The organism is Streptomyces sp. NBC_00328, assembly GCF_036139655.1.
Lineage (GTDB): Bacteria > Actinomycetota > Actinomycetes > Streptomycetales > Streptomycetaceae > Streptomyces.
Map to the genome: position 1 here is coordinate 1,503,455 of NZ_CP108013.1, position 26,821 is coordinate 1,530,275.

The 26,821-nt window shown below is 71.7% G+C and carries 28 protein-coding genes; 17 read left to right on the forward strand and 11 right to left on the reverse strand.

What is annotated here, in order from left to right; all coding sequences use genetic code 11:
- Positions 1–261 precede the first annotated feature (261 nt).
- From OG485_RS06370 to OG485_RS06400, 7 genes are all read left to right on the forward strand, one after another.
- Positions 262–1,686 (forward strand): class II 3-deoxy-7-phosphoheptulonate synthase, encoded by a 1,425-nt coding sequence (locus OG485_RS06370; RefSeq protein WP_328665009.1) that lies wholly within the window; start codon positions 262–264, stop codon positions 1,684–1,686.
- Positions 1,687–1,718: 32 nt separating this feature from the next.
- Positions 1,719–2,198: a MaoC family dehydratase gene (locus OG485_RS06375; RefSeq protein WP_328665010.1), complete on the forward strand. Its 480-nt coding sequence runs from the start codon at positions 1,719–1,721 to the stop codon at positions 2,196–2,198.
- A gap of 186 nt (positions 2,199–2,384) precedes the next feature.
- A complete protein-coding gene (locus tag OG485_RS06380) occupies positions 2,385–3,068 on the forward strand; it encodes a TetR/AcrR family transcriptional regulator (RefSeq protein WP_328665011.1) in 684 nt (227 codons plus the stop codon).
- Between the two features lie 15 nt (positions 3,069–3,083).
- A complete protein-coding gene (locus tag OG485_RS06385; RefSeq protein WP_328665012.1) occupies positions 3,084–3,815 on the forward strand; it encodes a siderophore-interacting protein in 732 nt (243 codons plus the stop codon).
- Between the two features lie 974 nt (positions 3,816–4,789).
- Positions 4,790–5,782, forward strand: a complete 993-nt coding sequence (gene dhaK, locus OG485_RS06390) for a dihydroxyacetone kinase subunit DhaK (RefSeq protein ID WP_328455665.1) — start codon at positions 4,790–4,792, stop codon at positions 5,780–5,782.
- A gap of 94 nt (positions 5,783–5,876) precedes the next feature.
- On the forward strand, positions 5,877–6,476 hold the full coding sequence (dhaL, locus tag OG485_RS06395; protein ID WP_328665013.1) for a dihydroxyacetone kinase subunit DhaL: 600 nt from the start codon (positions 5,877–5,879) through the stop codon (positions 6,474–6,476).
- Positions 6,469–6,885 (forward strand): PTS fructose transporter subunit IIA, encoded by a 417-nt coding sequence (locus tag OG485_RS06400; protein ID WP_328665014.1) that lies wholly within the window; start codon positions 6,469–6,471, stop codon positions 6,883–6,885. The genes dhaL and OG485_RS06400 overlap by 8 nt, the downstream gene beginning before the upstream one ends.
- A 203-nt stretch (positions 6,886–7,088) precedes the next feature.
- On the opposite strand, the gene OG485_RS06405 is transcribed toward OG485_RS06400, so the two are convergent.
- Complete coding sequence (locus tag OG485_RS06405; protein WP_328665015.1) at positions 7,089–7,754, reverse strand: TetR/AcrR family transcriptional regulator; 666 nt, start codon at positions 7,752–7,754, stop codon at positions 7,089–7,091.
- Positions 7,755–7,920: 166 nt separating this feature from the next.
- Between OG485_RS06405 and OG485_RS06410 the strand changes: the two genes are divergently transcribed.
- Positions 7,921–8,685 (forward strand): SDR family NAD(P)-dependent oxidoreductase, encoded by a 765-nt coding sequence (locus OG485_RS06410; protein ID WP_328665016.1) that lies wholly within the window; start codon positions 7,921–7,923, stop codon positions 8,683–8,685.
- A 14-nt stretch (positions 8,686–8,699) separates the two neighbouring features.
- Here the strand turns inward: OG485_RS06410 and OG485_RS06415 are convergent, their stop codons facing one another.
- Positions 8,700–9,410, reverse strand: coding sequence for a glycoside hydrolase family 75 protein (locus OG485_RS06415; RefSeq protein ID WP_328665017.1), 711 nt, complete (start codon positions 9,408–9,410; stop codon positions 8,700–8,702).
- A gap of 365 nt (positions 9,411–9,775) precedes the next feature.
- On the opposite strand from OG485_RS06415, the gene OG485_RS06420 reads away from it, so the two are divergent.
- Together OG485_RS06420 and OG485_RS06425 are read left to right on the forward strand one after the other, a co-directional pair.
- Positions 9,776–10,759 carry a fibronectin type III domain-containing protein gene (locus OG485_RS06420; RefSeq protein WP_328665018.1) on the forward strand — a complete coding sequence of 328 codons (984 nt, stop codon included), beginning with the start codon at positions 9,776–9,778 and terminating at the stop codon, positions 10,757–10,759.
- 185 nt (positions 10,760–10,944) lie between these two features.
- Positions 10,945–11,508, forward strand: coding sequence for a hypothetical protein (locus OG485_RS06425; protein WP_328665019.1), 564 nt, complete (start codon positions 10,945–10,947; stop codon positions 11,506–11,508).
- A gap of 132 nt (positions 11,509–11,640) precedes the next feature.
- Here the strand turns inward: OG485_RS06425 and OG485_RS06430 are convergent, their stop codons facing one another.
- The 5 genes from OG485_RS06430 to OG485_RS06450 all read right to left on the reverse strand — a co-directional run bounded on the left by OG485_RS06430 (position 11,641) and on the right by OG485_RS06450 (position 16,967).
- Positions 11,641–12,195 carry a PadR family transcriptional regulator gene (locus OG485_RS06430; RefSeq protein WP_328665020.1) on the reverse strand — a complete coding sequence of 185 codons (555 nt, stop codon included), beginning with the start codon at positions 12,193–12,195 and terminating at the stop codon, positions 11,641–11,643.
- 173 nt (positions 12,196–12,368) lie between these two features.
- Entirely contained in the window at positions 12,369–12,818 is a 450-nt protein-coding gene (locus OG485_RS06435) for a spore-associated protein (RefSeq protein WP_328455646.1), read from the reverse strand.
- A gap of 206 nt (positions 12,819–13,024) precedes the next feature.
- On the reverse strand, positions 13,025–15,040 hold the full coding sequence (locus OG485_RS06440; protein WP_328665021.1) for an NADPH-dependent 2,4-dienoyl-CoA reductase: 2,016 nt from the start codon (positions 15,038–15,040) through the stop codon (positions 13,025–13,027).
- A 218-nt stretch (positions 15,041–15,258) separates the two neighbouring features.
- Positions 15,259–16,062 carry an alpha/beta fold hydrolase gene (locus OG485_RS06445; protein WP_328665022.1) on the reverse strand — a complete coding sequence of 268 codons (804 nt, stop codon included), beginning with the start codon at positions 16,060–16,062 and terminating at the stop codon, positions 15,259–15,261.
- 110 nt (positions 16,063–16,172) lie between these two features.
- The gene (locus tag OG485_RS06450) at positions 16,173–16,967 is read right to left on the reverse strand and encodes a putative protein N(5)-glutamine methyltransferase (RefSeq protein WP_328665023.1); all 795 of its coding nucleotides are present in this window, start codon (positions 16,965–16,967) and stop codon (positions 16,173–16,175) included.
- A 409-nt stretch (positions 16,968–17,376) separates the two neighbouring features.
- Here OG485_RS06450 and OG485_RS06455 point away from each other — a divergent pair, with 409 nt between their 5' ends.
- Positions 17,377–17,802 (forward strand): MarR family winged helix-turn-helix transcriptional regulator, encoded by a 426-nt coding sequence (locus tag OG485_RS06455; protein ID WP_328674251.1) that lies wholly within the window; start codon positions 17,377–17,379, stop codon positions 17,800–17,802.
- Positions 17,803–17,819: 17 nt separating this feature from the next.
- Here OG485_RS06455 and OG485_RS06460 read toward each other — a convergent pair whose 3' ends face one another.
- The gene (locus OG485_RS06460; RefSeq protein WP_443048902.1) at positions 17,820–18,590 is read right to left on the reverse strand and encodes a GNAT family N-acetyltransferase; all 771 of its coding nucleotides are present in this window, start codon (positions 18,588–18,590) and stop codon (positions 17,820–17,822) included.
- 347 nt (positions 18,591–18,937) lie between these two features.
- On the opposite strand from OG485_RS06460, the gene OG485_RS06465 reads away from it, so the two are divergent.
- Positions 18,938–19,543: a sulfite oxidase-like oxidoreductase gene (locus OG485_RS06465; RefSeq protein ID WP_328665025.1), complete on the forward strand. Its 606-nt coding sequence runs from the start codon at positions 18,938–18,940 to the stop codon at positions 19,541–19,543.
- On the forward strand, positions 19,536–20,333 hold the full coding sequence (locus OG485_RS06470; protein ID WP_328665026.1) for a ferredoxin reductase: 798 nt from the start codon (positions 19,536–19,538) through the stop codon (positions 20,331–20,333). Before OG485_RS06465 ends, OG485_RS06470 begins: the two co-directional genes overlap by 8 nt.
- A 44-nt stretch (positions 20,334–20,377) precedes the next feature.
- Here the strand turns inward: OG485_RS06470 and OG485_RS06475 are convergent, their stop codons facing one another.
- The gene (locus tag OG485_RS06475) at positions 20,378–21,292 is read right to left on the reverse strand and encodes a universal stress protein (RefSeq protein WP_328665027.1); all 915 of its coding nucleotides are present in this window, start codon (positions 21,290–21,292) and stop codon (positions 20,378–20,380) included.
- 411 nt (positions 21,293–21,703) lie between these two features.
- On the opposite strand from OG485_RS06475, the gene OG485_RS06480 reads away from it, so the two are divergent.
- The 4 genes from OG485_RS06480 to OG485_RS06495 all read left to right on the forward strand — a co-directional run bounded on the left by OG485_RS06480 (position 21,704) and on the right by OG485_RS06495 (position 24,667).
- Entirely contained in the window at positions 21,704–22,288 is a 585-nt protein-coding gene (locus tag OG485_RS06480; protein ID WP_328665028.1) for an Rv1733c family protein, read from the forward strand.
- 181 nt (positions 22,289–22,469) lie between these two features.
- On the forward strand, positions 22,470–23,435 hold the full coding sequence (locus OG485_RS06485) for an acetylxylan esterase (protein WP_328665029.1): 966 nt from the start codon (positions 22,470–22,472) through the stop codon (positions 23,433–23,435).
- 8 nt (positions 23,436–23,443) lie between these two features.
- Complete coding sequence (locus tag OG485_RS06490) at positions 23,444–23,845, forward strand: nuclear transport factor 2 family protein (RefSeq protein WP_328665030.1); 402 nt, start codon at positions 23,444–23,446, stop codon at positions 23,843–23,845.
- 483 nt (positions 23,846–24,328) lie between these two features.
- The gene (locus tag OG485_RS06495) at positions 24,329–24,667 is read left to right on the forward strand and encodes a beta/gamma crystallin domain-containing protein (RefSeq protein ID WP_443048663.1); all 339 of its coding nucleotides are present in this window, start codon (positions 24,329–24,331) and stop codon (positions 24,665–24,667) included.
- A gap of 336 nt (positions 24,668–25,003) precedes the next feature.
- Here the strand turns inward: OG485_RS06495 and OG485_RS06500 are convergent, their stop codons facing one another.
- Positions 25,004–25,705, reverse strand: coding sequence for a hypothetical protein (locus OG485_RS06500; RefSeq protein ID WP_328665032.1), 702 nt, complete (start codon positions 25,703–25,705; stop codon positions 25,004–25,006).
- An 88-nt stretch (positions 25,706–25,793) separates the two neighbouring features.
- On the reverse strand, positions 25,794–26,720 hold the full coding sequence (locus OG485_RS06505; protein WP_328665033.1) for an aldo/keto reductase: 927 nt from the start codon (positions 26,718–26,720) through the stop codon (positions 25,794–25,796).
- Between the last annotated feature and the right edge of the window lie 101 nt (positions 26,721–26,821).

Consider the following 26,821-nt stretch of genomic DNA (forward strand, 5'->3'; position numbering starts at 1 on the left):
CCTTTCGAGGCCGGTCGTCTGGCAGAGACAGGGCGCCGAGCTGCTTCATCTGCCGTGTTCTGCGCCTGGGCGAAATCCTTCAACAGGCGGACCTGTCCCGACAGTCGGCCGCTGGGGCTAGTGCCTGGGTATTAGATCCGCCCTTCTAGCCTCAACGACCCACTGCACACGCCTTGTCCGCCCGTGCCAGGCTGCGCCGCACGGCCAACCGCGGCCCCGGTGCCCGCCCGCCCTTGGACAGAAGGCGTTGAGGTTCTCTCCGTGGAAAATTCGGATCTCGAATCGTGGCGGGCCCTGCCCGCAGCACAGCAGCCCGACTGGCCCGACCCTGCCGCGCTGCGCTCGACCCTGTCGGCCCTGGCATCCGCGCCGCCCCTGGTGTTCGCGAGGGAGTGCGACACTCTCCGCGACCGCCTCGGCGAAGTGGCTCGCGGCAAGGCCTTTCTGCTTCAGGGCGGCGACTGTGCCGAGACACTGGATTCCGTCAGCGCGGAATCCGTCCGCAACAAGCTGGAGGTCCTGCTCCAGATGGCCGCCGTGCTCACGTACGCGGCGGCAGTCCCCGTGGTCAAGGTCGGCCGTCTCGCCGGCCAGTACGCCAAACCCCGCTCGCAACCCACCGAGACCCGGGACGGCGTCACCTTGCCCGCGTACCGCGGCGACGCCGTCAACGGGCTGGAGTTCACCGCCCAGTCCCGCGACCCCGACCCGGCCCGTCTGCAGCGCGTCTACCACGCGTCCGCCGCGACCCTCAATCTGCTGCGGGCCCTCACCGCCTCAGGGCACGCGGATCTCGACCACGTACACGAGTGGAATCGTGACTTCGTGGCCCTCTCCCCCGCGGGCCGCCGCTACGAACGGCTGGCGGACGAGATCGACGCGGCACTCGGCTTCATCCGCGCCTGCGGCATGAACACTTCGACGCTGCGCACCACAGAGGTGTTCGCCAGCCACGAAGCACTGTTGCTCGACTACGAGTCGGCCCTCGTGCGCACGGACCCCGACACCGGACGCCGGTACGCCCTGTCCGGACACATGCTCTGGATCGGTGAACGCACCCGCCAACTGCACGGTGCCCACGTCGCGTTCGCGGCCCAGGTGAGCAACCCGGTCGGCGTCAAGCTGGGACCCGACGCCGGCGCCGATGACGTACGGGCCCTGATCGACCGGCTGGATCCGCACCGCACGCCCGGCCGTCTGACGTTCGTCGCGCGGATGGGACGCGGCCGGGTGCGCGAGCAGCTGCCCGGACTGGTCGAGGCCGTGCGCACGACCGGTGCGGAAGTGGTGTGGGCATGCGACCCCATGCACGGAAACACCTTCACCGCGCCGAGTGGGCACAAGACCCGGCACTTCGACGACATCCTCGACGAGATCACCGGATTCTTCGAGGTGCACAGGGCGCTCGGCAGTCATCCCGGCGGTGTGCACGTGGAGTTGACGGGCGAGGACGTCACCGAGTGCGTGGGCGGAGGCAACGAGGTCCTCTCCGACCAATTGCATCTGCGGTACGAGACGGCCTGCGATCCGCGCCTCAACCGCGGGCAGTCGATGGATCTGGCATTCCGGGTCGCCGAGTGGTACAGCGCCGAGAAGCGCCGCCTCACCCCGCCGCGGCCCGGGCCCGTCGCCACAAACCCTTCGCCCGTGCCCGTCGGCGCGGACTACGCGGCATCCCTCACCTGAGCACCGCCTTCCAAGGACGGAGGACAGGCCCTGTGCGGCACTTCGAGCACTTTCCCGTCGGCAGCGTCTACGAGCTGGGGGCCACCCGGCTCACCAGCGAGGACATCATCGACTACGCGCGCTCCTGGGATCCCATGCCCTTCCACCTGGATCCGGAGGCCGCCCGCGACTCCCCCTTCGGCGGCCTCGTGGCCAGCGGCTGGCACACCGGAGCCGTGATCATGCGCCAGTTCGTGCAGGCGCTGCTCGCCGACTCCACCTGCCGGGGGTCGTACGGAATGGATGAGGTCCGCTTTCTGAATCCCGTACGCCCGGGTGACGAACTACGCGGGCGGGTCACGGTGGAAGACGCCTCACTGCATCCCAGGCGCCCGGGCACGGGTACGGTCCACTTCGTCGTCGAGGCAGTCAATCAGCGGAATGAACCGGTGTACCGGATGCGCACGCGGCTGCTGTTCGGCGTCGCGCGGTCCGCCGACGCGGCTCCCGGAACCCGGGTGGCTCAATCCTGATCCGGCCGTGCGTCGGCGGTCCCAGGACTCCCGTTTCTCCCCGCCCCCCCCCGCCGGGGAGAAACGGGACCCCACGCATGACTCTTTGACTATACGCACCGTTGCGTCTAATCTTTCTTGTGGCCGACCTGCCGGACAGGCCCCTCCCCGAGGCCGGCCACCCCGCCGCGACGAGGAGGAGCGACCGTGGACGAGCAGCACAGCACACCGGGGCCGGACATCGAACTCCCGGAGCGACACCCCAAGACCGTGCCACGACGCAGAGAAGCCGCACGAGTCGCTGTCCTGCGCGCCGCCGGCGATCTGCTGACCGATCTCGGATTCCACGCCATGACGGTCAGCGCCATCGCCGAGCGCGCCGGGGTCGCGAAGCAGACCATCTACCGACGGTGGCGATCGAAAGTGAGCATCCTTCTCGACGTCCTGAAGGAAGACCTGCGAGACGGAGCGCCCTGGCCACCCCGGGCCGAAGACGCGCAGGCCGCGCTGGAACACCACACCAACCACGCGATCCACGTCTTCACGCGGTCCTCCACGGGGCACGTTCTGTTCGCCCTCATCGGCCACGCGCTGCAGGACCCGGCGACCGCAGCCACGCTTCGCGGTCAGGTACTGACGCGCCGACTCCAGTACGACCGCGCACTACTGGGTGACGCCCTCACCTCCGGTCCGGTCCCCGCCCCCGTCCTGAACAGGCACGACGCCGACCAGCTCCTCGACCTGACGGTGGGCCCGGCCTTCTACCGGGCCTTCATGACGGGTCAACCGATGGATCCCGGATTCGTCAAACGCCTGACCGTCGCCGCCCTGGCTCCCCGGCACGACTCTCCGCGCGCCGGAGTCCGCCCCTCCCCCGGTCCGTCCCGCTGAAAGGCTGTCCCCCATATGTTCCGCGCACGCCGGACCCGCTACGCCGCCACGGTGAAGTCGGTCTCCCGCATCGCCCCGCGCATGGCACGCATCAGCCTCGAAGGGCCCGGCATGTCGGCCTTCCGCTGCGACGAACCCACACAGTGGGTGAAGCTGTTCGTGACCGATCCCCTTGACGGACAGACCGTCGGCCGCGCCTACACCGTGCGCCACTACTCCTCGGCGGAGCCGCGTATCGACATTGATGTCGTCCTGCACGGCAAGGGCCCGGCGGCACGATGGGCGGAAGCCGCCGAGCCGGGCCAAGAGGTCTCCTTCGGCGACCCCAGGGGGGCCTTCCGCCCTGACGCGGACGCCACGTTCTACCTCCTGGCAGGAGACGAAAGCGCCCAGCCCGCGGTCCTCACCATCGCCGAGAGCCTGCCACCCGGTGTGCGTGGCGCCGTTTACCTGGAAGTGGAAGGGCCTCAGGCCGAGACCGAAGTGAGCGGGCAGGCCGACCTGGACATCATCTGGGTCCACCGAACCACTGGCCGGCCGAAGGGGGAAGCCCTCCGGGACGCCGTCCTCAAAGCCCCCCATCCGCGCGAGCACGTCGCGGCGTGGGCTGCCGGGGAGTCCGGCGCCGTCAAGGACATCCGCCGCCACTTCACGCAAGGCATCGGCCTGGACCGGCGCCGCGCCTACGCGAAGGGCTACTGGAAGCTGGACGAGGCGGACCATCGCGATCCGCTGGCCTCGGACTGACGACAGCGGACGCCATCCTTGAGGAGCGGATCCGCGCCACGACCGAAAAGCCGGACGGGCCGGAGGCGGAACTGGGCGGCGAGGCCGCAGCGGTCCGGCCCGGGGCGGCCGGCCTCCTTGAGATCGAATCGGTCCCGGGTTCGCCTGCACGACCCTGTCGAGGAACGCGGCAGGATCGGCGCGGCGTCGCACCTCTGCGGTCTGGAAAGGCGGTGGGGGTTCGCCGCAAGGGCCGATACGGTATGCCTCCCGAGATGGCGGGGACAGCAGTGTCCGCCGTCGGCGCAGAAGGCTTCGAAGCCCTCCCGCATCAGCACCTGATCGGGCCGGTGAAGCGCGTTCGGACGGTCAGGCCCCTCATCGAGAGCATCGGCGGTGCTCACCGGATGGTCGGTCAGCCTGGCGAAAGCCTCCGGGGCCGGGCAGGGCCGTCATACGGCCCGGCCGGTATCGCTTCAAGAATTTCCGCCACCCAGCGGTGCCGGGCGGAACCGTCGTAAGCCCGGTCCGTACCGTTCTCGGCGAAGAACTTCGGTGCTGCCTGCTTTGGAGCGGCAAGGAAAGCGCTTCGACTCCGGCAAGCCGCCAGAATCGTCAGAACCGAGATTTCCGCACACCAGGTCGCCAACGGATTCGAGCGCCCTCTTCCCGACCTTCACGCCGGAGCCCCCTCCCCCGCCACTGTCACGTCGGCCACGAGCACGTACCCCCCTCATGGCGACCCGCCCCCAGACGTCGACAGCAGAGCGTTTTCGACCACGCGCGCACCTGCCCGAGCGTCCGCGCGCGTGACCTTCGGTGCCGCAAGGTCAATACTGCGAAGGACAGCACTCCCGCCGACCCGCATCCGACCGTCCCCGCGAATCCGGCCCCGCAAAACTGAGGACCGTCGCGAGCAAGAGCTATCCACACCAGGTTTGACCAGGGAAAACGCAGATCAGAAACTCGTTTGTCGATCTCGCCAGGAGGTTCCCATGAAGATGCTCATCAACGTGGCGGAGACGGTGGTGGCGGACGCGCTGCGGGGCATGGCGGCGGCCCATCCGGAACTGACGGTGGATGTCGACAACCGCGTGATCGTACGCAGGGACGCCCCGGTCGCGGGAAGGGTGGGCCTCGTCTCCGGCGGCGGGTCCGGGCACGAGCCGCTGCACGGCGGATTCGTGGGACCCGGCATGCTGTCGGCGGCGTGCCCCGGTGAGGTGTTCACGTCCCCGGTTCCTGACCAGATGGTGCGGGCCGCGGCGGCCGTGGACAGCGGCGCGGGCGTGCTGTTCATCGTGAAGAACTACACCGGCGACGTCCTCAACTTCGACATGGCGGCGGAGCTGGCCGAGGACGAGGGCATCCGGATCGCCAAGGTCCTGGTGAACGACGACGTGGCCGTCACCGACAGCCTGTACACGGCCGGGCGGCGCGGAACGGGCGCGACGCTGTTCGTGGAGAAGATCGCGGGCGCCGCCGCCGAGGAGGGCGCGCCCCTGGAGGCGGTCGAGGCGCTGGCGCGGCAGGTCAACGAGCGCTCCCGCAGTTTCGGCGTCGCGCTCAGCGCCTGTACCACACCGGCCAAGGGCAGTCCGACGTTCGATCTGCCGGCCGGGGAGCTCGAACTCGGTGTCGGCATCCACGGCGAGCCGGGCCGGGAGCGGCGCGCGATGATGACCTCGCGCGAGATCGCCGACTTCTCGGTGCACGCCATCCTGGACGATCTCGCGCCGCGCAATCCGGTGCTGCTCCTCGTCAACGGCATGGGCGCCACCCCGCTGCTGGAGCTGTACGGCTTCAACGCGGAGGTGCAACGGGTGCTGGCCGAGCGCGGCATCCCCGTGGCGCGCACCCTGGTCGGCAACTACGTCACCTCCCTCGACATGGCGGGTGCCTCGGTGACCCTGTGCGAGGTGGACGAGGACCTGCTGCGCCTGTGGGACGCGCCGGTGAAGACACCGGGGCTGCGCTGGGGTGTGTGAACCCCCACCGGTGGGCCGGGTACGGCAACCGGGCCCGGTCCACCGGCCCTTGACCGGCAATCAGGTCAACTCCCTTACCACGCAAGGAGATTCCGTGCTCGACGCCGAATTCTTCCGCCGCTGGATGACCGTGACCGCCGCATCGGTGGACCGCGAGGCGGAGCGGCTCACCGACCTGGACTCGCCCATCGGCGACGCCGACCACGGCAGCAATCTGCAGCGCGGATTCGCCGCCGTGTCCGCCACGCTGGAGAAGGAGGCTCCGGACACCCCCGGTGCCGTACTCACGCTCGCCGGGAGGCAGTTGATCTCGACGGTCGGCGGCGCGTCGGGGCCGCTGTACGGCACGCTGCTGCGCCGGACCGGCAAGGCGCTCGGGGACGCCCCCGAGGTCACCGGCGAACAGTTCACGGACGCGCTGCGCACGGGCGTCGACGCGGTCATGGCGCTGGGCGGAGCCGCCCCCGGCGACAAGACCATGATCGACGCGCTGGTGCCCGCGGTCGACGCGCTCGCCGAGTCGTTCGCCGCGGCGAAATCCGCCGCCGAGGAGGGTGCCCTGGCGACGACACCCTTGCAGGCCCGCAAGGGCCGGGCGAGCTATCTGGGCGAGCGGAGCATCGGGCACCAGGACCCTGGCGCCACGTCCTCGGCCCTGCTGATCGCGGCGCTGGTGGAGGCGGCAGGTGAGTGACACCGAGGAAGGACGCGTCGGCATAGTGCTGGTCTCGCACAGCGCCGCCGTCGCCGCGTCCGTGGCCGAGCTGGCGAAGGGCCTGGCCGGCGGCGGGGCGCTCGCTCCGGTCGCGCCGGCGGGCGGCACCCTGGACGGGGGGCTCGGCACCAGCGCGGACGTCATCGCCGCCGCCGCGGCCTCCGTGGACCGCGGTGCCGGGGTCGCCGTGCTCACCGACCTGGGCAGCGCCGTGCTCACCGTCAAGGCGTTGCTCGCCGAGGGCGACGAACTGCCGGACGGCACACGGCTGGTGGACGCCCCCTTCGTCGAGGGGGCGGTGGCCGCCGTGGTCACGGCCTCGGCGGGCGCCGACCTCGCGGCGGTGGAGGCCGCGGCGACGGAGGCGTACACCTACCGGAAGGTGTGAGGGCCGGAAGGCACAGCGCCGCCCGGCATGAGGACGGCAACACCCCGGCGCGAGGACGGCCGACGCAGGAACCGGCCGGACCGAGAACCGGCAGCCCGTGATCCGGAGCGTACGCGGGAAGCGTGGGCTCTGCCGTCGGGACGGGCGCCGGAAAGGGTGAGCGCCGCCGTCATGTACGGGCACGGGAAGCGTGAAAGCCCGGGTCAGGTGATTCCGTTCGCCGCGACCACCAGGGCCGAGCGGATGGTACCGGCCAGTTCCGCCCGGGCCGTCGCGGGATCGGGCTCCGCGTCGTCGGTGCGCCAGGCGTAGTGCTCGACCGCCGCGCGCAGCGCCGCGTTGAGCATGGCGGCCTGGATCTCCGAACGCAGGTCGACTGCGCCCAGCCCGGCCCGGTCGGCGAGCGCTCGGGCGAACACCGGCTCGGCCTCGTCATGGGCCTGAAGCCAGACGGCACGCAGCCCCGGTTCGGTACGGGTGAGCCTCAGCAGCGTACGGACCCTCGGCGGCTCCGGCCTCGCCATCAGCACCTCGCCGTTCATGGACGCCTGCTCCAGCGCGTCCTCCAGGGGGGTGCCCGCGGGCCAGGCCCGCAGCGCCGCGGCGATCGCGTCGATGCCGGCCGCGAACAGCGGGCTCACGCACGCCTCCTTGCCCGGGAAGTAGCGCCACAGGGTCCGCGTGGACAGGCCGACGGCCTGGGCGATCTGGTCCCCGGTGGTGGCGGTCACCCCTTGGTCCACGAACAGTTCCACCGCGGCGCGGGCGATCTCCAGCCGGATCTCGGCCTTGCGTTCGTCGGTGAGCGGCGGCCGCCCGGTACGGCCGCGGCCCCGGCCGGGGTGTTCGTCGATCGCGCCGTCCGGCACTGATGACTCCTCGGTTCTCGGTTCGTCCGCATATGCCGCCCGGGACTGCGGCTGCGCCGATTCTAGCGATCTCCCCCCGAAGACTTTCTGTCATTCAGCGACAATAAGTCGTACTGTGGCGGCGCGGCACCTCGCCCGCACTCGCACACACCCCCGGGAGAACGTCATGAGCACCACTGGAGCGGACGGCCGCAGCGTCATCGTCACCGGCGCCGGCTCGGGCATCGGCCGTGCCACCGCCCTCGCCTTCGCGGCCCAGGGCGCACGGGTGGTCGTGGCCGATCTCAACGCCGAGGGCGCCGCGTCGGTGGTCGGCGAGATAGAGGGGGCCGGTGGCGGCGCCGTGGCCGTGACGGGCGACCTCAGCGAGCAGGAGGTCGTCGACCGGGTGACCGCGACCGCGGTGGAGCGGTTCGGCGGCGTGGACGTACTGGTGAACAACGCCGGGATCATGGACCGCATGTCGGCGGTGGCCGAGGTCAGCGACGCGGAGTGGGAGCGGGTCATCCGGGTCAACCTCACGGCCCCGTTCCTGCTGACCCGGGCGGTGCTGCCGCACATGCTCGCCGCGGGCAAGGGAGTCGTCGTGAACACCGCCTCGGAGGCGGGTCTGCGCGGCAGTGCCGCCGGGGCCGCGTACACCGCCTCGAAGCACGGCATCGTGGGGCTCACGAAGTCCCTCGCCGTGATGTACCGGGGCAAGGGCATCCGCGCCAACGCCATCGCCCCGGGCGGCACCAGCACCGGTATCACCGTGGACATCGAGGCGGGCGCGCACGGCCCGGCCGTCCTCGGCGCCTACATGGGCAACGTCGGGCGGCTCGCCGAGGCCGAGGAGCAGGCCGCGGCGATCGTGTTCCTCGCCTCGGACGCGGCCAGCAACGTCAACGGCGTGATCCTGCCCGTCGACAACGGCTGGGCCGCCGTCTGACGACGGGACAGTCCTCAGCCGCCGCCCAGGAGTTTCCGGGCCAGCCGCTCCCCCGCCTCCACCGCCGCGGCATGATCCTGGATGGGTAACACCCGGGCGTCCTTGAACACGAGGTAGGTGACCCCGGCAGGAGTACCGCCGCCACGGGGATCGGCGCGGATTCCGAGTCCCGCGGCCGTCGCGTACGAGGCCTCGCCGATGATGTCCTGCGGGCCGGTGTCACCGACGACGGCGTACTGGACGCGGTCCCGGTAGATCACGACCGCCACCGAGCCGGGCCCGATGCCATGGTCCCGGTAGTTCCAGATGTCGCTCGGCGCCGGCACGACGACGTAGGGCAGGGTCTCTGCACTCAGATATCGGCCGTCAGGCTGCTGGAAGGCCGTGGACCCGGAGAAGAGCGGGTCGGTGTCGCTGTTGCACAGGGGGCCCGGTCTGCCGTCGCAGTCGATGTCCATGTCGGCCGTCCAGAAGACCGCGCCCGGGACACCGCAGACCGGGATGGCGGCCCGGGTGCCGTCGTCGCTGCGGTATCGCCCGTGCGAGACGGGGGTGCAGCCGCCGAGTTTCGCCAGCAGGTCGGCTGCTCGGACGGAGCCCTCCCGGGCGGGTGCGACGGGGCTTCCTGGCCGGCCAGTGGTGGGGGTCGTGGACAGCACCGCCGGGGCCGAGGCGAGCAGGGCGGCCGCCGCGGCCGCGGCCAGCGTCAGCGACTGGGCACGCACGATGGGAGACCCTCTCCTGGGGGACATGGACGCTCATCTGCCCAAATCTGGTGGGCCTCCGAGAGCGCGTCCACCGGGAGGGGGCCGGACGGTGCACGGCCGCTTCCGCGGGCGCCGCACGGCCGAGCGGCCGGAGCCGGGTCCGGCTCCGGCCGCTCGGCCGCGCGCGTCGGCGCGGGATCAGCGACGACAGCGTTCCGCGCCGCGGGCAGGAACTCCCCTGACAGTGGGGCGAGTTCACACCGCGTCGGGATCAGCATACGTACCCCCGCGACGGTCCGGCCAACGACGTCCGCCCTCTTGATGCGGTCGCGTCACCCGTGTCTTATAGGTACAGACCAATCCCGTCGAGGGAGGGCAGACCCGTGCGAAGCGTTCCCCTCACCGTTCCACGCGCCCTGGTGTGCGGAGCGCTGCTCGCGCTCACCTCCTGCGGCTGGGGCGCCCCGACGTCCGGCCAGGGCGAACGGCTGCCCGCCGCGGCGACGGGAGTGACCGCCGCCGCGGGCAGCTCGACCAGCGTGCACGTCATGTGGAACCTCACCACCGAGGACCCGAGGATCACCCGCTACGAGGTGTATCGCGGCACCACCAAGGTCAAGGAAGTACCCGGTTCGGAGCACATGGTGGACATCACCCGGCTCGAACCGTCCACCTCGTACGTCTTCAGGGTCCGGGCCCGCAACGCGGACGGGACCCCGGGGCCGCTCAGCCGGCCGGCGCGGGCCACCACCCCGGCGGCGGTCGCGGCCGACCGCACCGCGCCCACCCGCCCCGGCGGCCCGCACGGGAGGGCCGTGGGCGGCCGGGCGGTCCAGCTGTCCTGGACCAGGTCCTCCGACACGCGAGGCGTGGCCTCGTACGACATCTACCAGGGCACCTCGAAGATCCACAGTGTGGGCGGCGCGCAGACGGCCGCCGTCGTCACCGGGCTGCGGCCGGGCACTGCCTACGTCTTCACCGTGCGGGCCCGCGACGCCGCGGACAACGTCTCGGCGCCGAGCGGCTCCGTCCGGATCACCACCGCGCCGGGGCCCGCGGACGACCGGAGCACGGCACCGGCCGACTTCCGGGCGACGACCCACCGGCGCGACGGGGCGTACTTCATCGACCTGGCGTGGACGGCGCCCGAGGTCGACGGGGTGATCACGGAGTACCGGATCCAGCTCGACGGGCGTGAGGTGACCTCGCTCGTCTGGGGCGGCAGCCCGCCCCGCGGCACCTGCAACCACAGCTTCTACGTCGGCCGGGAGGCGGACGTGACGCACCGGGTACGGATCCGGGCGAAGCTGCCCGACGGCACGTGGGGCGCGCTGTCCGCGGAGCGCTCCGTGACGACGGGCCGCTGACCACCACCGCCCCGGTATCGGCGCCGCCCGGTCCGCCGGACGATGGAATTCGTCACCTGCCCGGTCCCCGTCCGCATGCGCGCCCCGGCCAGGGCGCATTGGCTCGCACCGAGGCAGCACGGGCCTTCCAATCCTCGGCGGCGCATGGGATGTACCGCCAACCGTGCCGCTGGAGGGCAGTTCCTATGCGTACGACTCAGAGACTTCTCCGCTCCGGCCTGACCGTGGCCGCCACCGCTGCGCTTCCGCTCACCCTGGCCGCGCCGGCGGCCGTCGCATGGGGTTCCGGGATCTCCGTGAGCACCAGTGGCACCTCGGTCTCGGTCACCACCAGCGCCTGCCCCAGCAACGGAAGCAGCTTCGGCAACGCCTCGCTGCTCTCCAGCGGGCAGACGAACTTCGCCCAGGGGCGCCAGATGCCGCTCACCGGGACGAGCAGCAACCAGTCGGCGGCCTGGACGGGCGTCAGCCCCGGGACGTTCACGGTGATCGTCGTCTGCCAGGACGGCACGACGGCGGGTACCCAGGCGATCGTCGTCGCGGCCAGCGCGGCCCCCGCGACCCCCGCGACCCCCACCATCTCGACGACGGTCTCACCGTCGCCGTCGCGCGGTGTCATGGGCGGACTCGGCGGGGCCGTGAAGGACTACGGCACGGCCACGGTCGTCGGCGGCGGCGCCCTGGTCGTCACCGGCACGGTGGCGGCGGCCTGGTTCCTGCGCCGCCGCTCCAAGCCCCACCGGCTCTGATCCGGGGCCCGTCGCGACGGGCGGCCGTTCCGCCGGCTCCGGTCGCGGGCGGCCGCCTTGTGCCGGGCTCCTCATGGAAGGGATCCGCTCTCCGGCCGTACGCCCGGCTGCGGCCGGGCACCAGGGCGGCGCTCAGTCGCTCGCCCGCATGCTTTCGAACTCGGCCAGGGCGTGGGTCAGCCACTGGGTCCAGAAGGTCTCCAGGTCGATACCGGCCCTCAGGACGAGATGGCGCAGCCGGTCCTCGGGCGTGCTCTTCTCCGGCGGGAAGTCCCGGTCCTGGATCTGTTCGTACTCGGCCAACTGGCTTCGGTGCAGGGCGAGATGGCGGCGCAGATCGGCCTCCACGCCCTCGACGCCCGCGGTGCCGACGACGGCCGCGGCGCGCAGGCGCAGCAGCATCGTGTCGCGCAGCGGCTTCGGGTCCTGCGAGGCGGCGGTCCAGCGGGCGAGTTCGGCACGGCCCGCGGGCAGGACCTCGTAACTCTTCTTCTGACCCCGGGCGTGCTGCTCAGGGGGAAGCGCCTTGATGTATCCCTCGGCCTCCAGTTTTCCCAGCTCGCGATAGATCTGCTGATGCGTCGCCGACCAGAAGTAGCCGATCGACTTGTCGAACCGCCGGGTCAGTTCGAGGCCGGACGAGGGCTTCTCGAGCAGGGCGGTGAGGATCGCATGCGGGAGTGACATGAGGTCATCCTAGGGAGCCCCCGGGGCGCCGCCCGGTGTCCGGCCGCGCTCCGCCGGACACCGCGACAGGGCACTCGCCCCGGCGGGACTCGGTGAGTCCAGCCGGGGCGAGTCGGGTCAGGCGTCCCCGCACGGCCACCGGGTGGCGCGCGGTGGCCGTACGGAGCTGCGGGTCAGCGGGTGAACGTGACGCGCTGCTCCTTGAAGGCGCCGCAGTTGGAGCCGGACACCTGGGTGTACACGTTCTTGATCTGGCCGCCCCAGTCGACGCAGTGGCCCTTGCCGTACACGTACGTCGGTCCCGCGTACGACGTGTACAGCCCGTAGTCGTCGTCGCCCAGGCCGGTGTCGGAGACGTAGACCCATGCGGCCATCTCCACGGCGGTGCCCGGGCTGTTGCGGATGGTGGTGACGCAGTTCTTGCCGTTCGAGGAGTTGTACGTCAGGTACACGGTGCCCAGAGAGCCGATGGGCGCCGAGTTCACCGTCTTGTAGGCGCTGCCGCAGACCTTCTGCGGCGTGGTGTTGGCCGCGGCCGAGGCGGGCGCCGCCATGGCGGTGGTGGCCCCCACCATCAGGGCGGCGAAGGCACCGGCCATCAGGGCGGAACGGTTGAATCGCATATTTCCCCCTTGCGATCTTTGGAGACGTTTGCTCCTGCCTGATGTGACCCGCGACACTCCAAAACGGTTGTGCTTCTCCGCGAAATTCGTGCGGCCGGTACGACGTGCGGCGGGCGGGCCCGGCAGCGCGGGCCGCCCACCACCGCCGTCGACCAGAAGGAGGTGCTCCCCCCAGCGGGTCCCTCGGCGGTCCCCGGCACGGGACCCTAGAGCGCCGCCGCCAGCTCCGTGCCCTGCTTGATGGCCCGCTTGGCGTCGAGTTCGGCGGCCACGTCGGCGCCGCCGATGAGGTGGACACCGCGGCCGGTGGCGCGCAGCGCCTCGTACAGGTCGCGGCGCGGCTCCTGTCCGGTGCACAGCACGATCGTGTCGACCTCCAGGACCTGGCTGTTCCCGTCGACGGTGACGTGCAGTCCGGCGTCGTCGATCCGGTCGTACTGGACGCCCGGAACCATGGTGACGCCCCGGTGCTTGAGTTCCGTGCGGTGGATCCAGCCAGTCGTCTTGCCGAGTCCTGCGCCGACCTTGGAGGCCTTGCGCTGGAGGAGGTGCACGGTGCGCGGCGGGGTGGGCCGTTCGGGGGCGCCTAGACCGCCGGGGGTCCGGTAGTCCATGTCGACACCCCAGCCGCGGAAGTACGTCGCCGGGTCCTCGCTCGCCTTGTCGCCGCTGTCGGTGAGGAACTCGGCGACGTCGAAGCCGATGCCGCCGGCGCCGAGGATGGCCACGCGGTCGCCGACGGGGGCTCCGTCGCGCAGGACGTCGAGGTAGCCGACGACGCTCGGGTGGTCGACGCCCGGGATCTCCGGGGTGCGCGGGCTGACGCCGGTGGCGACGACGACCTCGTCGTACGTCTCCAGCGTCTCCACGGTGGCCGGCGTGTTCAACCGGACGTCCACACCGTGCAGTTCGAGCTGCGTGCGGAAGTAGCGGATGGTCTCGTCGAACTCCTGCTTGCCGGGGACCTTGCGGGCCACGTTGAGCTGGCCGCCGATGTCGGCGGCGGCGTCGAACAGCGTGACGTCGTGGCCGCGTTCGGCGGCGCTGACGGCGCAGGCGAGTCCGGCGGGCCCGGCGCCCACGACGGCGACGGTCTTGCGCAGCCGGGTCGGCGCGAGGACGAGCTCCGTCTCGTGGCAGGCGCGCGGATTGACCAGGCAGGAGGTGATCTTGCCGCTGAAGGTGTGGTCGAGGCAGGCCTGGTTGCACCCGATGCAGGTGTTGATGGCTTCCGGGCGTCCGGCCTCGGCCTTGGCGACGAAGTCGGGGTCGGCGAGCATCGGCCGGGCCAGCGAGACCATGTCGGCGTGGCCGTCGGCGAGCAACTGCTCGGCGATCTCAGGGGTGTTGATGCGGTTGGTGGTCACCAGCGGGATCGAGACGGAGCCCATGACCTTCTTGGTCACCCAGGCGTACGCGCCGCGCGGAACCGAGGTCGCGATGGTGGGGATACGGGCCTCGTGCCAGCCGATGCCGGTGTTGATGATCGTCGCTCCGGCGGCCTCGACGGCCCGCGCGAGCGTGATGACCTCGTCGAGCGAGGAGCCGCCGGGCACCAGGTCGAGCATCGACAGACGGTAGATGACGATGAAGTCGTCACCCACGGCCTCGCGTACGCGGCGGACGATCTCGACGGGGAAGCGCATCCGGTTCTCGTACGAGCCGCCCCAGCGGTCGTCGCGCCGGTTGGCCTGGAGGGCGATGAACTCGTTGATGAGGTAGCCCTCGGAGCCCATGATCTCGACGCCGTCGTAGCCGGCCTGCCGGGCGAGCCGGGCTGCGCGGGCGTAGTCGTCGATGGTCTGCTCGATCTCGGCGTCGCTGAGCTCGTGCGGCACGAAGGGGCTGATCGGGGCCTGGAGCGCGCTGGGGGCGACCAGGTCCTGGTGGTAGGCGTACCGGCCGAAGTGCAGGATCTGCATCGCGATCTTCCCGCCCTCGCGGTGCACCGCGGCGGTGATGCCGGCATGCTTCTCGGCCTCGGCCTCGGTGGTCAGCTTGGCGCCGCCCTCGTAGGGCCGTCCGGCGTCGTTGGGCGCGATGCCGCCGGTGACGATCAGGCCCACGCCGCCTCGCGCGCGGGCGGCGTAGAACTCCGCCATGCGCTCGAAGCCGCGCTCGGCCTCCTCCAGGCCCACGTGCATGGAGCCCATGAGCACGCGGTTGGGCAGGGTGGTGAAGCCCAGGTCGAGCGGGTTCAGCAGATGCGGGTAACGGCTCATCGGGCCCTCCGTGCGCGGTGTCGTCGTACGTCTGTTGTAGACGACGGGCCGCGCGTTATGCAACTAGTTGCACAATGAGGAGGATCACTCGGCGGGAAGCCGGGGGAAGCCCCGGCGCGGGTCGAAGGGACACGCGGCGCGGACCCGGGGAGCACGCGGCGCGGGCCGGCGAGCATCGGCGCGAGCCGGAGGAGCATCCGTGCGGGCCGGAGGCGGGGTCAGCCGAGGGCGACCCGGGCCACGAGTTCGGCGACCGTATCCGGCTGCTCGACCATCACCAGGTGGCCCGCGTCGGGGACCGAGACCAGGGTCACGCCGGGAGCCGCTTCCAGTCCGGCGCGCTCGTCCTCCGACAGACCGACGTCGTCGCGGTCGCCGCGCACGACCCAGGCGGGCGCACCCGAGTCGCGGAGCCGCGAGACCAGGTCCGGGTACCGGTCCAGATAGTCGAAATAGTGCCGGATCACCTGGCGGCAGAACGCCGGGTCGTTCTTCTCGAACTCGGCGGTCAGCGCCTCACGCCGGGCCCGGGGCAGTTGGCTCACCATGACGCGGGGCGTCAGTTTGACCAGACCGGACCAGGTCAGCGCCCCGATGCCGGGCACCCGCCCGAGGCTGTTGGCGATCGCGAGCGCCTTGTCCTCGTCGGATGCCGAGAACGTGGGCGAGAGCAGCACGACGGGACCGGTGAAGTGCCCGCCGGCCGCCATCTCCAGGGCGACGTTGGCGCCGATGCTGTGGCCGACCACGACGTCGCAGCCCCGCTCCGCGGCCAGGGCGCCCGCCAGCGCCGCGTAGTTCTCCATGGAGAGATCGTGCGGCGGCGTGGTGCCCGCGTGCCCCGGCAGGGTCGCGGCCACCAGCCGCACCGGCGCGGAGGCGAGCGGCGGCGCGGCCATCAGATCGTCGTAGAACGCGGTGCTGCACATCCCGCCGGGCAGCAGCAGCACCCGGACGCCCGCGTCCGCGGGCCCCGACTCCTTGATGTCCCACGCGTCGAACGTCCGGGGGGTGCTGCTCATGTCCGGGCCTCCCTCTGTCACCTGCCGTCAGCCGGAGTGTGGCGCGCGGGGCGGCGCGATCGGCCGACCGAGGGCCGAACGCGGCATGTCGCCTCGTCCGGCCCGCCCGGTCAGGGCTTCACGCCGATCACCACGTTGGCGTACCTCTCCTCCGAGACGGCCAGGCGCGCGATCAGTCCGGCGCGGGCGAAGGCCTCGACGGCCGTGGGCGCCTGGCGCTCGCTCGTCTCGACGAGGACGCAGCCGCCGCGGGCCAGCCAGCGCGGCGCCCCGGCGGCGACGCGGCGCGCGAGGTCGAGTCCGTCGGCGCCGCCGTCGAGGGCGACCAGGGGTTCGTGGTCGCGGGCCTCCGAGGGCAGCAGTCCGACCTCGTCGCTCGGGACGTACGGCACGTTGGCGGCCAGGACGTCGACCCGGCCGCGCAGCGTGGCGGGCAGTGCCGCGAAGAGGTCCCCCTCGTGGACCCGGCCGGCGAACGGCGCGACATTGCGGCGGGCGCAGCGCACCGCCGCCGGGTCGATGTCGGCGGCGTGCAGTTCGGGACCGCCGAGGGACGCAGCCAGCGCGGCGCCCACGGCGCCCGAGCCGCAGCACAGGTCCACCACGACGGACGCGCCGTGCGCGAGCGCGACGGCCTGCTCGACGAGGAACTCGGTACGGCGGCGCGGCACGAAGACGCCGGGGTCGAGGCTGATGCGCAGACCGTGGAACTCGGCCCAGCCGAGGACGTGTTCGAGGGGCAGTCCCGCGACGCGGCGGTCCACCATCGCGGAGGCCTCGTCCGGGGTGCGGGCGGCGGAGCGGATCAGCTCCGCCTCGTCCTCGGCGAAGACACAGCCGGCGGAGCGGAGCGCGGCGACCATGGGGTCTGCCGCGTCGGGAACGTCAGGAGAGAGAGGAGGCATGAAGCCGAGGGCCTTTCGACGAACCGAAGGGCGCTCCCACGGCCACCGTCAGACGGCGACCACGTTGGCTGGAGAGGAGAGCACCCGACCTGACACAGCGGTAATGGGTCTCACCTCCTCGGCCACTCGTCGGCCGAGACGGTCCTCGGCCGGGACGATCACCCTACAGGAGCGACCGCCCGATGGGGGTCGACAGCCGGCTTTCGGGCGCGGACCGCTCGCCGCCGGATCCACTCGGGCCGACATGCGTGACTCTCGCCCCTCCTGTCCCAAGTTGTACTATGCAACCAGGGCGGCTCAGGGAGGTCCCGTCATGGCATCCGAAGGGGCCGGTGAGCACGCCGTCACCACCGGGACACCGGCCGACGGCGTGACGGCCGACGCGGCGGTGGAGATCATCCAGCGGGAGATGACCGTGTTCGCCCGGAGGGCGCGCGCCTCGGCGGGGCGCATGCATCCCGAGCTGTCCCTGGTCTCGTACACCCTCCTCGGCCATCTGGAGGAGGTCGGCGGCTGCCGGGCCACGGACCTCGCCGCGCACTACGCGCTGGACAAGTCGACGGTGAGCCGTCAGGTGGCGGCGCTGGAGCGGGCCGGGCTGATCGGGCGGCGCACCGACCCCGAGGATCACCGCGTCCAGGTGCTGTATCCGACCGCCGCGGGCAGCGAGATCCTCGCCCAGGTGACCCGCAGCCGCCGGACGGCGTTCCGCGAGCGGCTCGCGGGCTGGCCCGAAGAGGACCTCGCCCGCTTCGCGTCGTATCTGCTGCGCTACAACGCCGCGGCCCCCGTCCTCGGCACGGGGAAGCCGGAATCAGGGCCGCGGAGCGACTGACCCGGCACCCTGTGGTGTCACCCCACGCCCGCGGTCCCGCCGTCGCCCAGGTGTTCCGGCACCCGTGCGGCCATGAAGCGGACCCTGCGGCGCAGCCGGAATCCCAGCGACTCGTAGAGGCGGATGGCGCCGGTGTTGCTCGCGGCCGTGTGCAGGAACGGGGTCTCACCACGCTCCCGGACGCCGTGGGCGACGGCCAGGACCAGACGTGTGGCCAGGCCCTCGCCGCGGTGGCCGGGGTCCGTGCAGACCGCGCTGATCTCGGTCCAGCCCGGCGGGTGGAGCCGCTCGCCGGCCATGGCGACCAGGGCGCCGTCACGGCGGATCCCGAGATACGTCCCCAGCTCGACCGTGCGCGGCTCGAACGGGCCCGGCTGGGTCCGTTCCACCAGGTCCAGCATGTCCGGCACGTCGGCGGGGCCGAGCCGTACCGCCTCGGCGTCGGGCGCCGCGTCCAGCCCGTCGTCCACGAGCTGGACTCCCTCGAGGCTGAAGACCACCTCCCAGCCGTCCGGGGTCCGCCCGTCGAAACCGGCCAGCGGGGCATCTCCCCCGGGGCCCACCAGGGCCGCCAGGTCCGCCCAGTCGGCGGCGCCGGGATCATCGGGCAGCGCCAGCCACGGGGACACGTCCAGGGGGTAGCGCAGCACACGTCCACGCCGTTCGGCGAAGTGCGCGTGGGGCCCTGTGAGGGAGCCGAGCGCCGGGTTGTCGAGAGGGTGACGGCCGACGGGGGTCTCCTGTGTCTCCGGGCCCTCGAACCGTGTGGAGACGTACGCCTCGGCCATCTGCTCCCTCACTCTCCTTCGCTGTGGTCCACGGTCACCGATCACCGTGACGCCGCTCTCCGATGGTGCGTGTACGAGCCACCGGAGTCGCCTTCAGGAGCAAGGAGGATCAGGGCGCGGCTATTCCCGGGCTCCGGAAGAGTTCATACGTACGCAATGATCAGCGCCCGGTACCGGCTCGAAGCACGATCCGTGTGCGCGTACCGTTGACTGGTCAAGCAGCGACACGTGCCCGGGCCACCGGTCCGTGCCCGTACCCGTCACCCTCGATCCGCGGGCCGCAGCCCCGGCGGCCACGCTCGATCCGCGGACCGTCGTCCCCCTGCGGTCCTGGAGGCACCACCCCTATGAACGTCACGCGAGGCTTCACCGGCCGCCCGCGCGTCCACAACGCCGGACTGCCGCCCGGCCAGTACGACGCCGGCGACGACTGGCCCGTCCTGTCCGCCGAGGTGACCCCGGACCTGGCTCCCGCCGACTGGACCCTGCGGATCGACGGCCTGGTGGCCGAGCCGCGGACCTGGGACTGGGAGCAGGCGCACGAGCTGCCCGCCTCGTCGTACGAGGGCGACATCCACTGCGTGACGAGCTGGTCGAAGTTCGGGGTGCGCTTCGGCGGTGTGTCCCTGGACGCCTTGCTGGAGGCCGTACGACCGGACCCGGCCGCCACCCACGCGGTCGCGTACTCGCACACCGGGTACACCGCGAACCTCCCGCTGGCCGACCTCACCGGTGGTCGCGCCTGGATCGTGTGGGAGTACGACGGCCGGCCGCTTCCGGCCGAACACGGCGGCCCCGCCCGGCTGATCGTGCCCCACCTGTACTTCTGGAAGAGCACCAAGTGGATCGCGGGGATCCGGATCCTCGACCACGACGAGCCGGGATTCTGGGAACAGAACGGCTACCACGCCCGCGGCAACCCCTGGGAAGAGCAGCGTTACTCCGGTGACTGAGACCACGACCTTCGTAGCGCCGAAGACCTTCGTACCGCCGACGACCTTCGTCCCGCCGACACGGTTCGCCGTGCCCGGACGCATCGCCGTGAACACGAGCACGGCCACCACCTGGCAGACCGCCACGCTCACCGAGATCCGCCGCGAGACCGCGCACGCGTCGACGTTCCGGTTCGCCGTGCCCGCGTGGGAGGGGCATCTGCCCGGCCAGCATCTGATGCTGCGGCTCACCGCCGGGGACGGATATGTGGCGCAGCGCCACTACTCCATCGCGTCCTCACCCGACGACACCGGTCACATCGAGCTGACGCTGGACCATGTCGACGGCGGCGAGGTCTCCGGCTGGTTCCACACCGTGGCCCGGCCCGGCGACTCCGTCGAGGTACGCGGTCCGCTCAGCGGCTTCTTCGCCTGGCCCGGGGACCGGCCGGCGCTGCTCGTCGGCGCCGGGTCCGGGGTGGTGCCGCTGATGTCGATGCTGCGGCACCGGCGCGCGCAAGGACTCGACGTACCGCTGCGCCTCCTGGTCTCCGCGCGCAGCCCCGAGGAACTCATCTACGCACCGGAGTACGGCGACGAGACCACAGCCGTGTTCACCCGCGCGGCCCCGGACGGTGTGCCCGTCGGACGTATGACCGCCGCACATATGGCGCCCCTCCTGGCCGAACAGCCGCCCGGTGGGTGGGAGGCCTATATCTGCGGTTCCAACGGATTCGCCGAGCACGCCTCGCGCCTGCTGGTGGAAGCCGGGCAGCCGGTGGACCGGATTCGGATCGAGCGGTTCGGCTAGGGCCTGTCGTTTGGATCATGCGGCGGGACGCGGGGCAGGGCGCGTCAGCTGTGCGGCACCACGACGACCGGGCAGGTCACCTGGCGGATGACGGTCCGTGCCGCGCGGCCCAGGCGCTCGCCCGCGCGGCGGCCGACGATCAGCAGGCCTGAGCCGGTGGACGCCCTCAGCAGCCTGTCCGCGCAATGGCCGTGGACGACCTCTGCCGAGACCGGGGTGTCGGGGAACTTGGCGCGCCAGGGCCGGAGCGTGTCGCTCAGAGCGTGTCGTCGGGCGGTCTCCCGGTCGTGCGTGCCGCCGGGCGAGGCCACGGTGGCCGACGGCTCGGCCGGGACGCGGTCATCGTCCGGGGGCGGGGTCCAGGCGTGCACCACGAGGAGCGGTGCCGAGCGGACGGCGGCGGTCTCGAAAGCGTGGCCGACCAGTTGGTCGGCGGGGTGCTCCAGATCGAGGCCGAGGACCACGGGGCGGTAGGGCACGGTTCCCGGGAGTACGTCTCCGGTGGTGAACGCCCTCTCGTCCTGCGGGAGTTCACCCTCCCGGACAAGAACGACGGGGCGCTCCGCGGCGGCCGCGACGGCCAGGGCGACGGACCCGGCCAGGAAGCCTGCCGGAGCGGGGTGGCCGGTGTGACCGCGGGAGCCGACGACCAGCGTCTGCGACTCTGCGGCCGCCGCGAGCAACGCGGGCACCGCGGGCGCATCGGTGTGGCGCGCGAGGATGTCCAACGCCGGGTGCGCGTACGACAGTTGGATCGCCGCCCGGTCGAGCGCCGACCTGGCGCACCCCGCGGGCACGTCGACGTCCGGAACGCGCGCGGCGACACGCTGCGGTGTGCCCGCGTGCACCAGACGCAGCGGCAGGCGTCGGCGTTCGGCCTCGCGGGCCGCCCAGTCGGCGGCGTCCAGACTGGCGCGCGAACCGTCGATTCCTGCGGTGATGGTGGTGCCGGTGTTCATGACCGATGCCTTTCGGGGTGTGGACGGCTGGTGCCGGGAGGCCTTTCGCGCCCGGAATCACCGGGAATCCGGGCCGGCGGGTGTATCCGGCCGGGGGCGGGGCAGTCGGGTGTGCGCCCGGGTGTCGCGGGCGGCGGCGGTCCGTCTCGCCATCGGGGCTCCTGTTCGCCGACGCGGTGGTGTACGGGTTCCACGGCGGGCGGGGATCAGTCGTTCGCCGTGCAGCACCGCACGGGCCGACGCCAGAAACCGGATGCCGGGTGCCGGGTGCCGGGTGCTGTGTGCCGGGTTCGGAATGTCAGGTGCGGCGAACCGGCCGCGGTCGGCGGGCTGTTCGGCGCCGGGGCCGCGGGGCGCCGGTCGCCGGGATCGTCCGGGCGTCGGCGCGGCGCGCGGCAGTGAGGAGGGGACATGCGAACCCGGGTGCGCGGCTGGCGCTGGCGCCGCAATCCGCTGCGGCGCCGTTCCGATGTCGTCGAGGCATGGTGGGCGCTGGCCGTCTGTGTTCTGCTGTGCGTCGGCGCACCGCTCGTGGGGGCGGGGGCCGCGTGGTGGACGTACGACGGCGCGCAGGCACACGCGGCGGCCCGGCGCGCCGCCCAGCACCACATCCGTGCCGTGCTGCTGGAGGACGTGCCGACAGCGGTGCCGTCGAGGCCCGGCGCCAGACCGCCTTCGCCGTCCGCGCGGGTTCGCTGGACAGGGTCGGACGGGACGCGGCAGACCCGTCTGGTGGGCGTGCCCGCGGGTCTGCGGCGCGGTACGCGCGTCGACGTGTGGACCGACGCGCGGGGACGGATCGTGCGTCCGGCGCCGAACTCCTCGGTGATCCTGCAACAAGCCCTGGCCATGGGCGTCTTCGCGTCCGCGGGCGCCGTCTCCGTCCTCTTCGTCGCGCATCTCTGCGTACGCAGGGCTCTGGCGCGCCGCCGGCTGGCCCAGTGGGAGCACGACTGGGCGCGGACGGAACCGGACTGGACCCGGCGCACGGCCTGACGGTCTGACCACCTGACCACCTGACCGCCAGACCGCCAGACCGCCAGACCGCCAGACCGCCAGACCGCCAGACCGCCAGACCGCCAGGAGTCTCCCCCGTTCCCGGCGCGGTCGTAGCGGGCCCCGAAAGGCGGACGTACGGTGTGATCATCCGCGCCCGTGTGCCGAAAGGTGGTCCCTGATGGCCCTGTTCGACCTCCCGCTCGACGAACTCCGCACCTACCGCAGCGCGTCCACCGAGCCCGCGGACTTCGACTCCTTCTGGGCCAAGACGCTTCAGGAAGCCCGCGAGCACGACCTCGCCGCCCGCTTCGAGCCGGTCGGCTCCCCGCTGAAGACCGTCACGGTCCACGACGTCACGTTCGCCGGGTTCGACGGGCATCCGATCAAGGGCTGGCTGACCGTGCCGGCGTGGGCGGACTCCCCGCTGCCCACGGTCGTCGAGTTCATCGGGTACGGCGGCGGACGCGGACTCCCGCACACGCATCTGCTGTGGGCGTCGGCCGGCTTCGCGCACTTCGTGATGGACACCCGCGGCCAGGCGAGCGCGTGGGGCGGGGGCGAGACCCCGGACCCGGTGGGCAGCGCGCCCGCTTTCCCGGGGTTCATGACACGGGGGATCGAGGACCCGGAGACCTACTACTACCGGCGGCTGTTCACGGACGCGGTACGCGCGGTGGAGGCGGCCCGCTCGCACCCGCTGGTCGACGCGGCGCGCGTCGCGGCGCTGGGCGGCAGCCAGGGCGGCGGCATCACCATCGCGGTCGGCGCTCTGGTGCCCGATCTGGCGGCGGTCGCTCCCGACGTGCCGTTCCTGTGCGACTTCCCGCGTGCCACGGTTCTCACGGACCGCACCCCGTACCGGGAGATCGGCAACTACCTCAAAACCCATCGCGGCCGCACGGAACAGGTGCGGCGCACCCTCTCCTACTTCGACGGGGTGCACTTCGCCGCGCGCGGCCGGGCACCCGCCCTGTTCTCCGCGGCCCTGGAGGACCAGACCTGCCCGCCGTCGACGGTCTTCGCGGCCTTCAACGCCTGGGCGAACGAGGACAAGGAGATCGAGGTGTACGACTTCAACGACCATGAGGGCGGCGGCCCCTACCAGCAGGCCGCGCAGTTGCGCTGGCTGCCCGCGCGGGTCTGAGGGCCGTGATGGACACGATCACCGCGGCCCGGCGCTTCGTGCGGGTGTGGGAGCGGGCCTGGGCGGCCCATGACGTCGAGGCGATCCTGGAGCTGTACTCGGACGCGTGCGTCCACCGGTCCATGCCGTTCCGGGAGCCCCACCGCGGCCGGGACGAGCTCGCCGCGTATCTGCGCTGGTCCTTCGCGTCCGAGACCACGACCGACGTTCGCTTCTCCGACCCGCTGGTCGGCCAGGACGGCCGTGCGGTCGCGGAGTTCCGCGTCCTCGCACAGGAGGACGGCCGTCCCACGACACTCGCGGGCTGTGTCTTCGTCCGCTTCGATGCCGCGGGACTCGCGGTGGAGACACGGGACTACTGGCACAGCACCCCCGGGTCCGTACCCGCTCTTCCGTGGCGGACGACCTAGTACTGCGACGGTTTCCGCCGTGACTGCCGGCCGGGTTGCCCGCCGGTGCGGGCCTGGGGCATCACTCCGCGGCCACCGCCCGCAAACGCGGACACGTGGAGAGGACCCGATACGCCTCTTCGCCCGGGAAGTACCTCCGCAGCAGGAAAAAGGACGTCGACAATCCGCATTCTTGTCGGCCAGAGGCACCTTTCTCCTACCTGGCCAAAAGGTCTTACGGGCGGCCGAAAATCAGGCTTTAACCCCGCTCCAAGTGGTCCCGATCTAGACATTCAGGGGCACATTCCGGTCCGGGGGGCCATAGATCCTTGCCGTATACAGACGCCTTGTAGGATCTTCAAGGGGAAAGCCCGAGAGACAAGACGACGGAAGGGTCGCACGGAGGCAGGAAGACACCCTTTTGGCAAGCCTTCATGCGTCCGGCCGTGCCGTGCTCTCCCTGTTCGAATGTTGAATGAAGGAGAAGTTGTGATCTCAAGGACGATGAGGGTAGCCCGTTCCGTGGCCGTGGCGGCAGCGGCCACCATGGCCGTCACGATGGCCATGCCCACCGGTAACGCGTTCGCCATCGACCACATAGAGTGCCGTGGCGGGGCGGACTACCTGAAGATCTGGTCGCACCTGGACGGGAGGTCCAGCGTGGACTGCTACGCCAACAAGGGCCGGACCAACTTCGGCTCATGGTGGGTGGACCGCATTTCGACGGGCAACAACGATCTCATCTACTACGACGCGAACGGCGACTCGGTGCGCATCAACCGGTGGACCGACATCACTTTCCCGAGCCGTCCTCCGCTGGTCAAGGACATCGAAATCCTCTAGTGGACGATCAGGCAACTCCCCGGGAGGGGCCGTACCGACGCGCGACCCTTCCCGGATACGAATTCATTCCCGCTCGGAACTGAATTCCACACCGGGATCAACCGAATTCCCTCCGGATTATCGATACAGGTCGCGCGATTTTCGCGCGGCCTGTATCGGCCTGTTCCCGAAACATACCGGGGGCATGGTCACGGGCGCGCGGGGAGAAGAGAGATCTCCACCGATGAAGTAGGGGGCGGCGCGGCCTCGGAGGAACCGGACGGGACGGCCTCGGACCGGGACCGGCGAAGGGCCGGGGCCGTCCGTCGGACGGTCGCCCCAGAAGACACGGTCGTGTCAGAAGAGGCCGGCCCACTGTGCGTCAACGCTCCAGGTGCTCGCTCCCGCCGCGTAGTCGGCGCAGAGCGCGGCCACCTCGTCCCGCCCGCTCAGCACGCAGCGGTAGTGGTGTTCCATCGACCCTTCCCGGTGTTCGACGGCGAAGCCGTCCGTGGCGAGGCCCGCGTTGGGGCCGTGGCCGACCTGCAGGAAGTGGCCGCTGCGCCGCTCCAGGATCAGGAACCAGTTCTCCGCGGACAGCCGGCGCACGGCACGGTCGATCACCTCGGGGTCCGCGTCCTCCACCTTCAGCCCGACACACGGCCGAAGACTCAGCCCGTCGGCCCCGCGCTGCGCGGGCGGACGGTGCAGCACCTGGGCCTGCGGGTCGAGGCAGACCAGACCGTACCGGCCGGCGAGGGCCACCATCTCGGGTGCCGTGTCATCGGCCCGGCTCCAGGACATCGGCATGATCACATGCGCGGCGGAGACGTCGAGGCCGGCTGCCCAGGGTGACGCCTCCGCCCGCGCGTCGTCGTCCGCCGTGGCCGAAAGCCCGGGGAACCGGTCGGTCAGTTCCCGGTGGAAGGCGGCCACGGCCTCGTTCGCCACGACTCCGGCACCGGTCAGGTCACCGTCGCACAGCCGCTCGTACGTGCGCGTGGCGTCGGCGACCGAGACGCGCCCGGACTCGAACCACACCGCAAGGTCAAAACTCACGTCGCCTCCATCCACCGAACCCTGACGCGGCGAGCCTACGGCTGGCCCCTGACAACGCCTCCCCTGCATTGGAGTATTGGGGCGCCCTCTACGCCGACGCCCCGCCTCCGCCCGACGCCCCGCCGCCTGCCGGCGCATCGAGGAGTTCCAGCTCCTCCGGGGTGAGCCGCAGGGCGCCGGCCGCGATGTTCTCGTCGAGGTGGGCTGGGTCGGCCGTGCCCGGGATGGCCAGGACGTGCGGCCCGCGGTGGAGGGTCCAGGCGAGCCGCACCTGGACCGGCGTCACGCCGTGGGCGCGGGCGACTGTACGGACCCGGTCGTCCCGCTCCTGCCCGGCCGCCGCCTCCCGGCGCAGTCCTGAGACCGCGAAGAACGGGACGAAGGCGATGCCGAGCTCGCCACAGAGATCCACCAGTCCGCTCTCGTCGGCCCCGCGCGCGTCGAGCCCGTAGGAGTTCTGCACGCAGACGACCGGAGCCATGGACCGGGCCTCGGTGACATGCTCGGGGCCCACGTTGGAGAGGCCCAGGTGACGGATCAGGCCCGCCTCGCGCAGTTCGGTGAGCGCCCCGAAGTGCTCGGCGACGGAGTGCGTGTCACGACCGTTCCGGCGCAGGTTCACCACGTCGAGATGGTCCCGACCGAGCTGCCGCAGGTTCTCCTCCACTTGACCGCGCAGTTGGTCGGGGCGGGCCATGGCGTACCACTCGCCGGCCGGGTCGCGGACCGGCCCGACCTTGGTGACGACGACCACGTCGTCCCGGCGGGACGACAGCGCGCGGTTGATCAGCTCGTTGGCCGAGCGCAGCGAAGAGAAGTAGAAGGAGGCTGTGTCGATGTGGTTGACGCCCTGGTCGATCGCCCGGTGCAGCAGGCCGACCGCGAGGTCGCGGTCGATCGGCGGGCCGTCCGAGTTCCCGGCCATGCCGTTGCCGGTCAGTCGCATCACTCCGTAGCCGATCCGGTTGACCTCCAGGTCGCCCAGTTTCCAAGTCCCCGCGGCCGCCGCGCTCACTGTGCACCGTCTCCTCTCGTCCCGGGCCTGGGTGGACGGTCGTCTCACCGTCCGGCCGGGGCCAGGAGTATGCGCGACCACGGGGTGCGCCGACAGAGGTG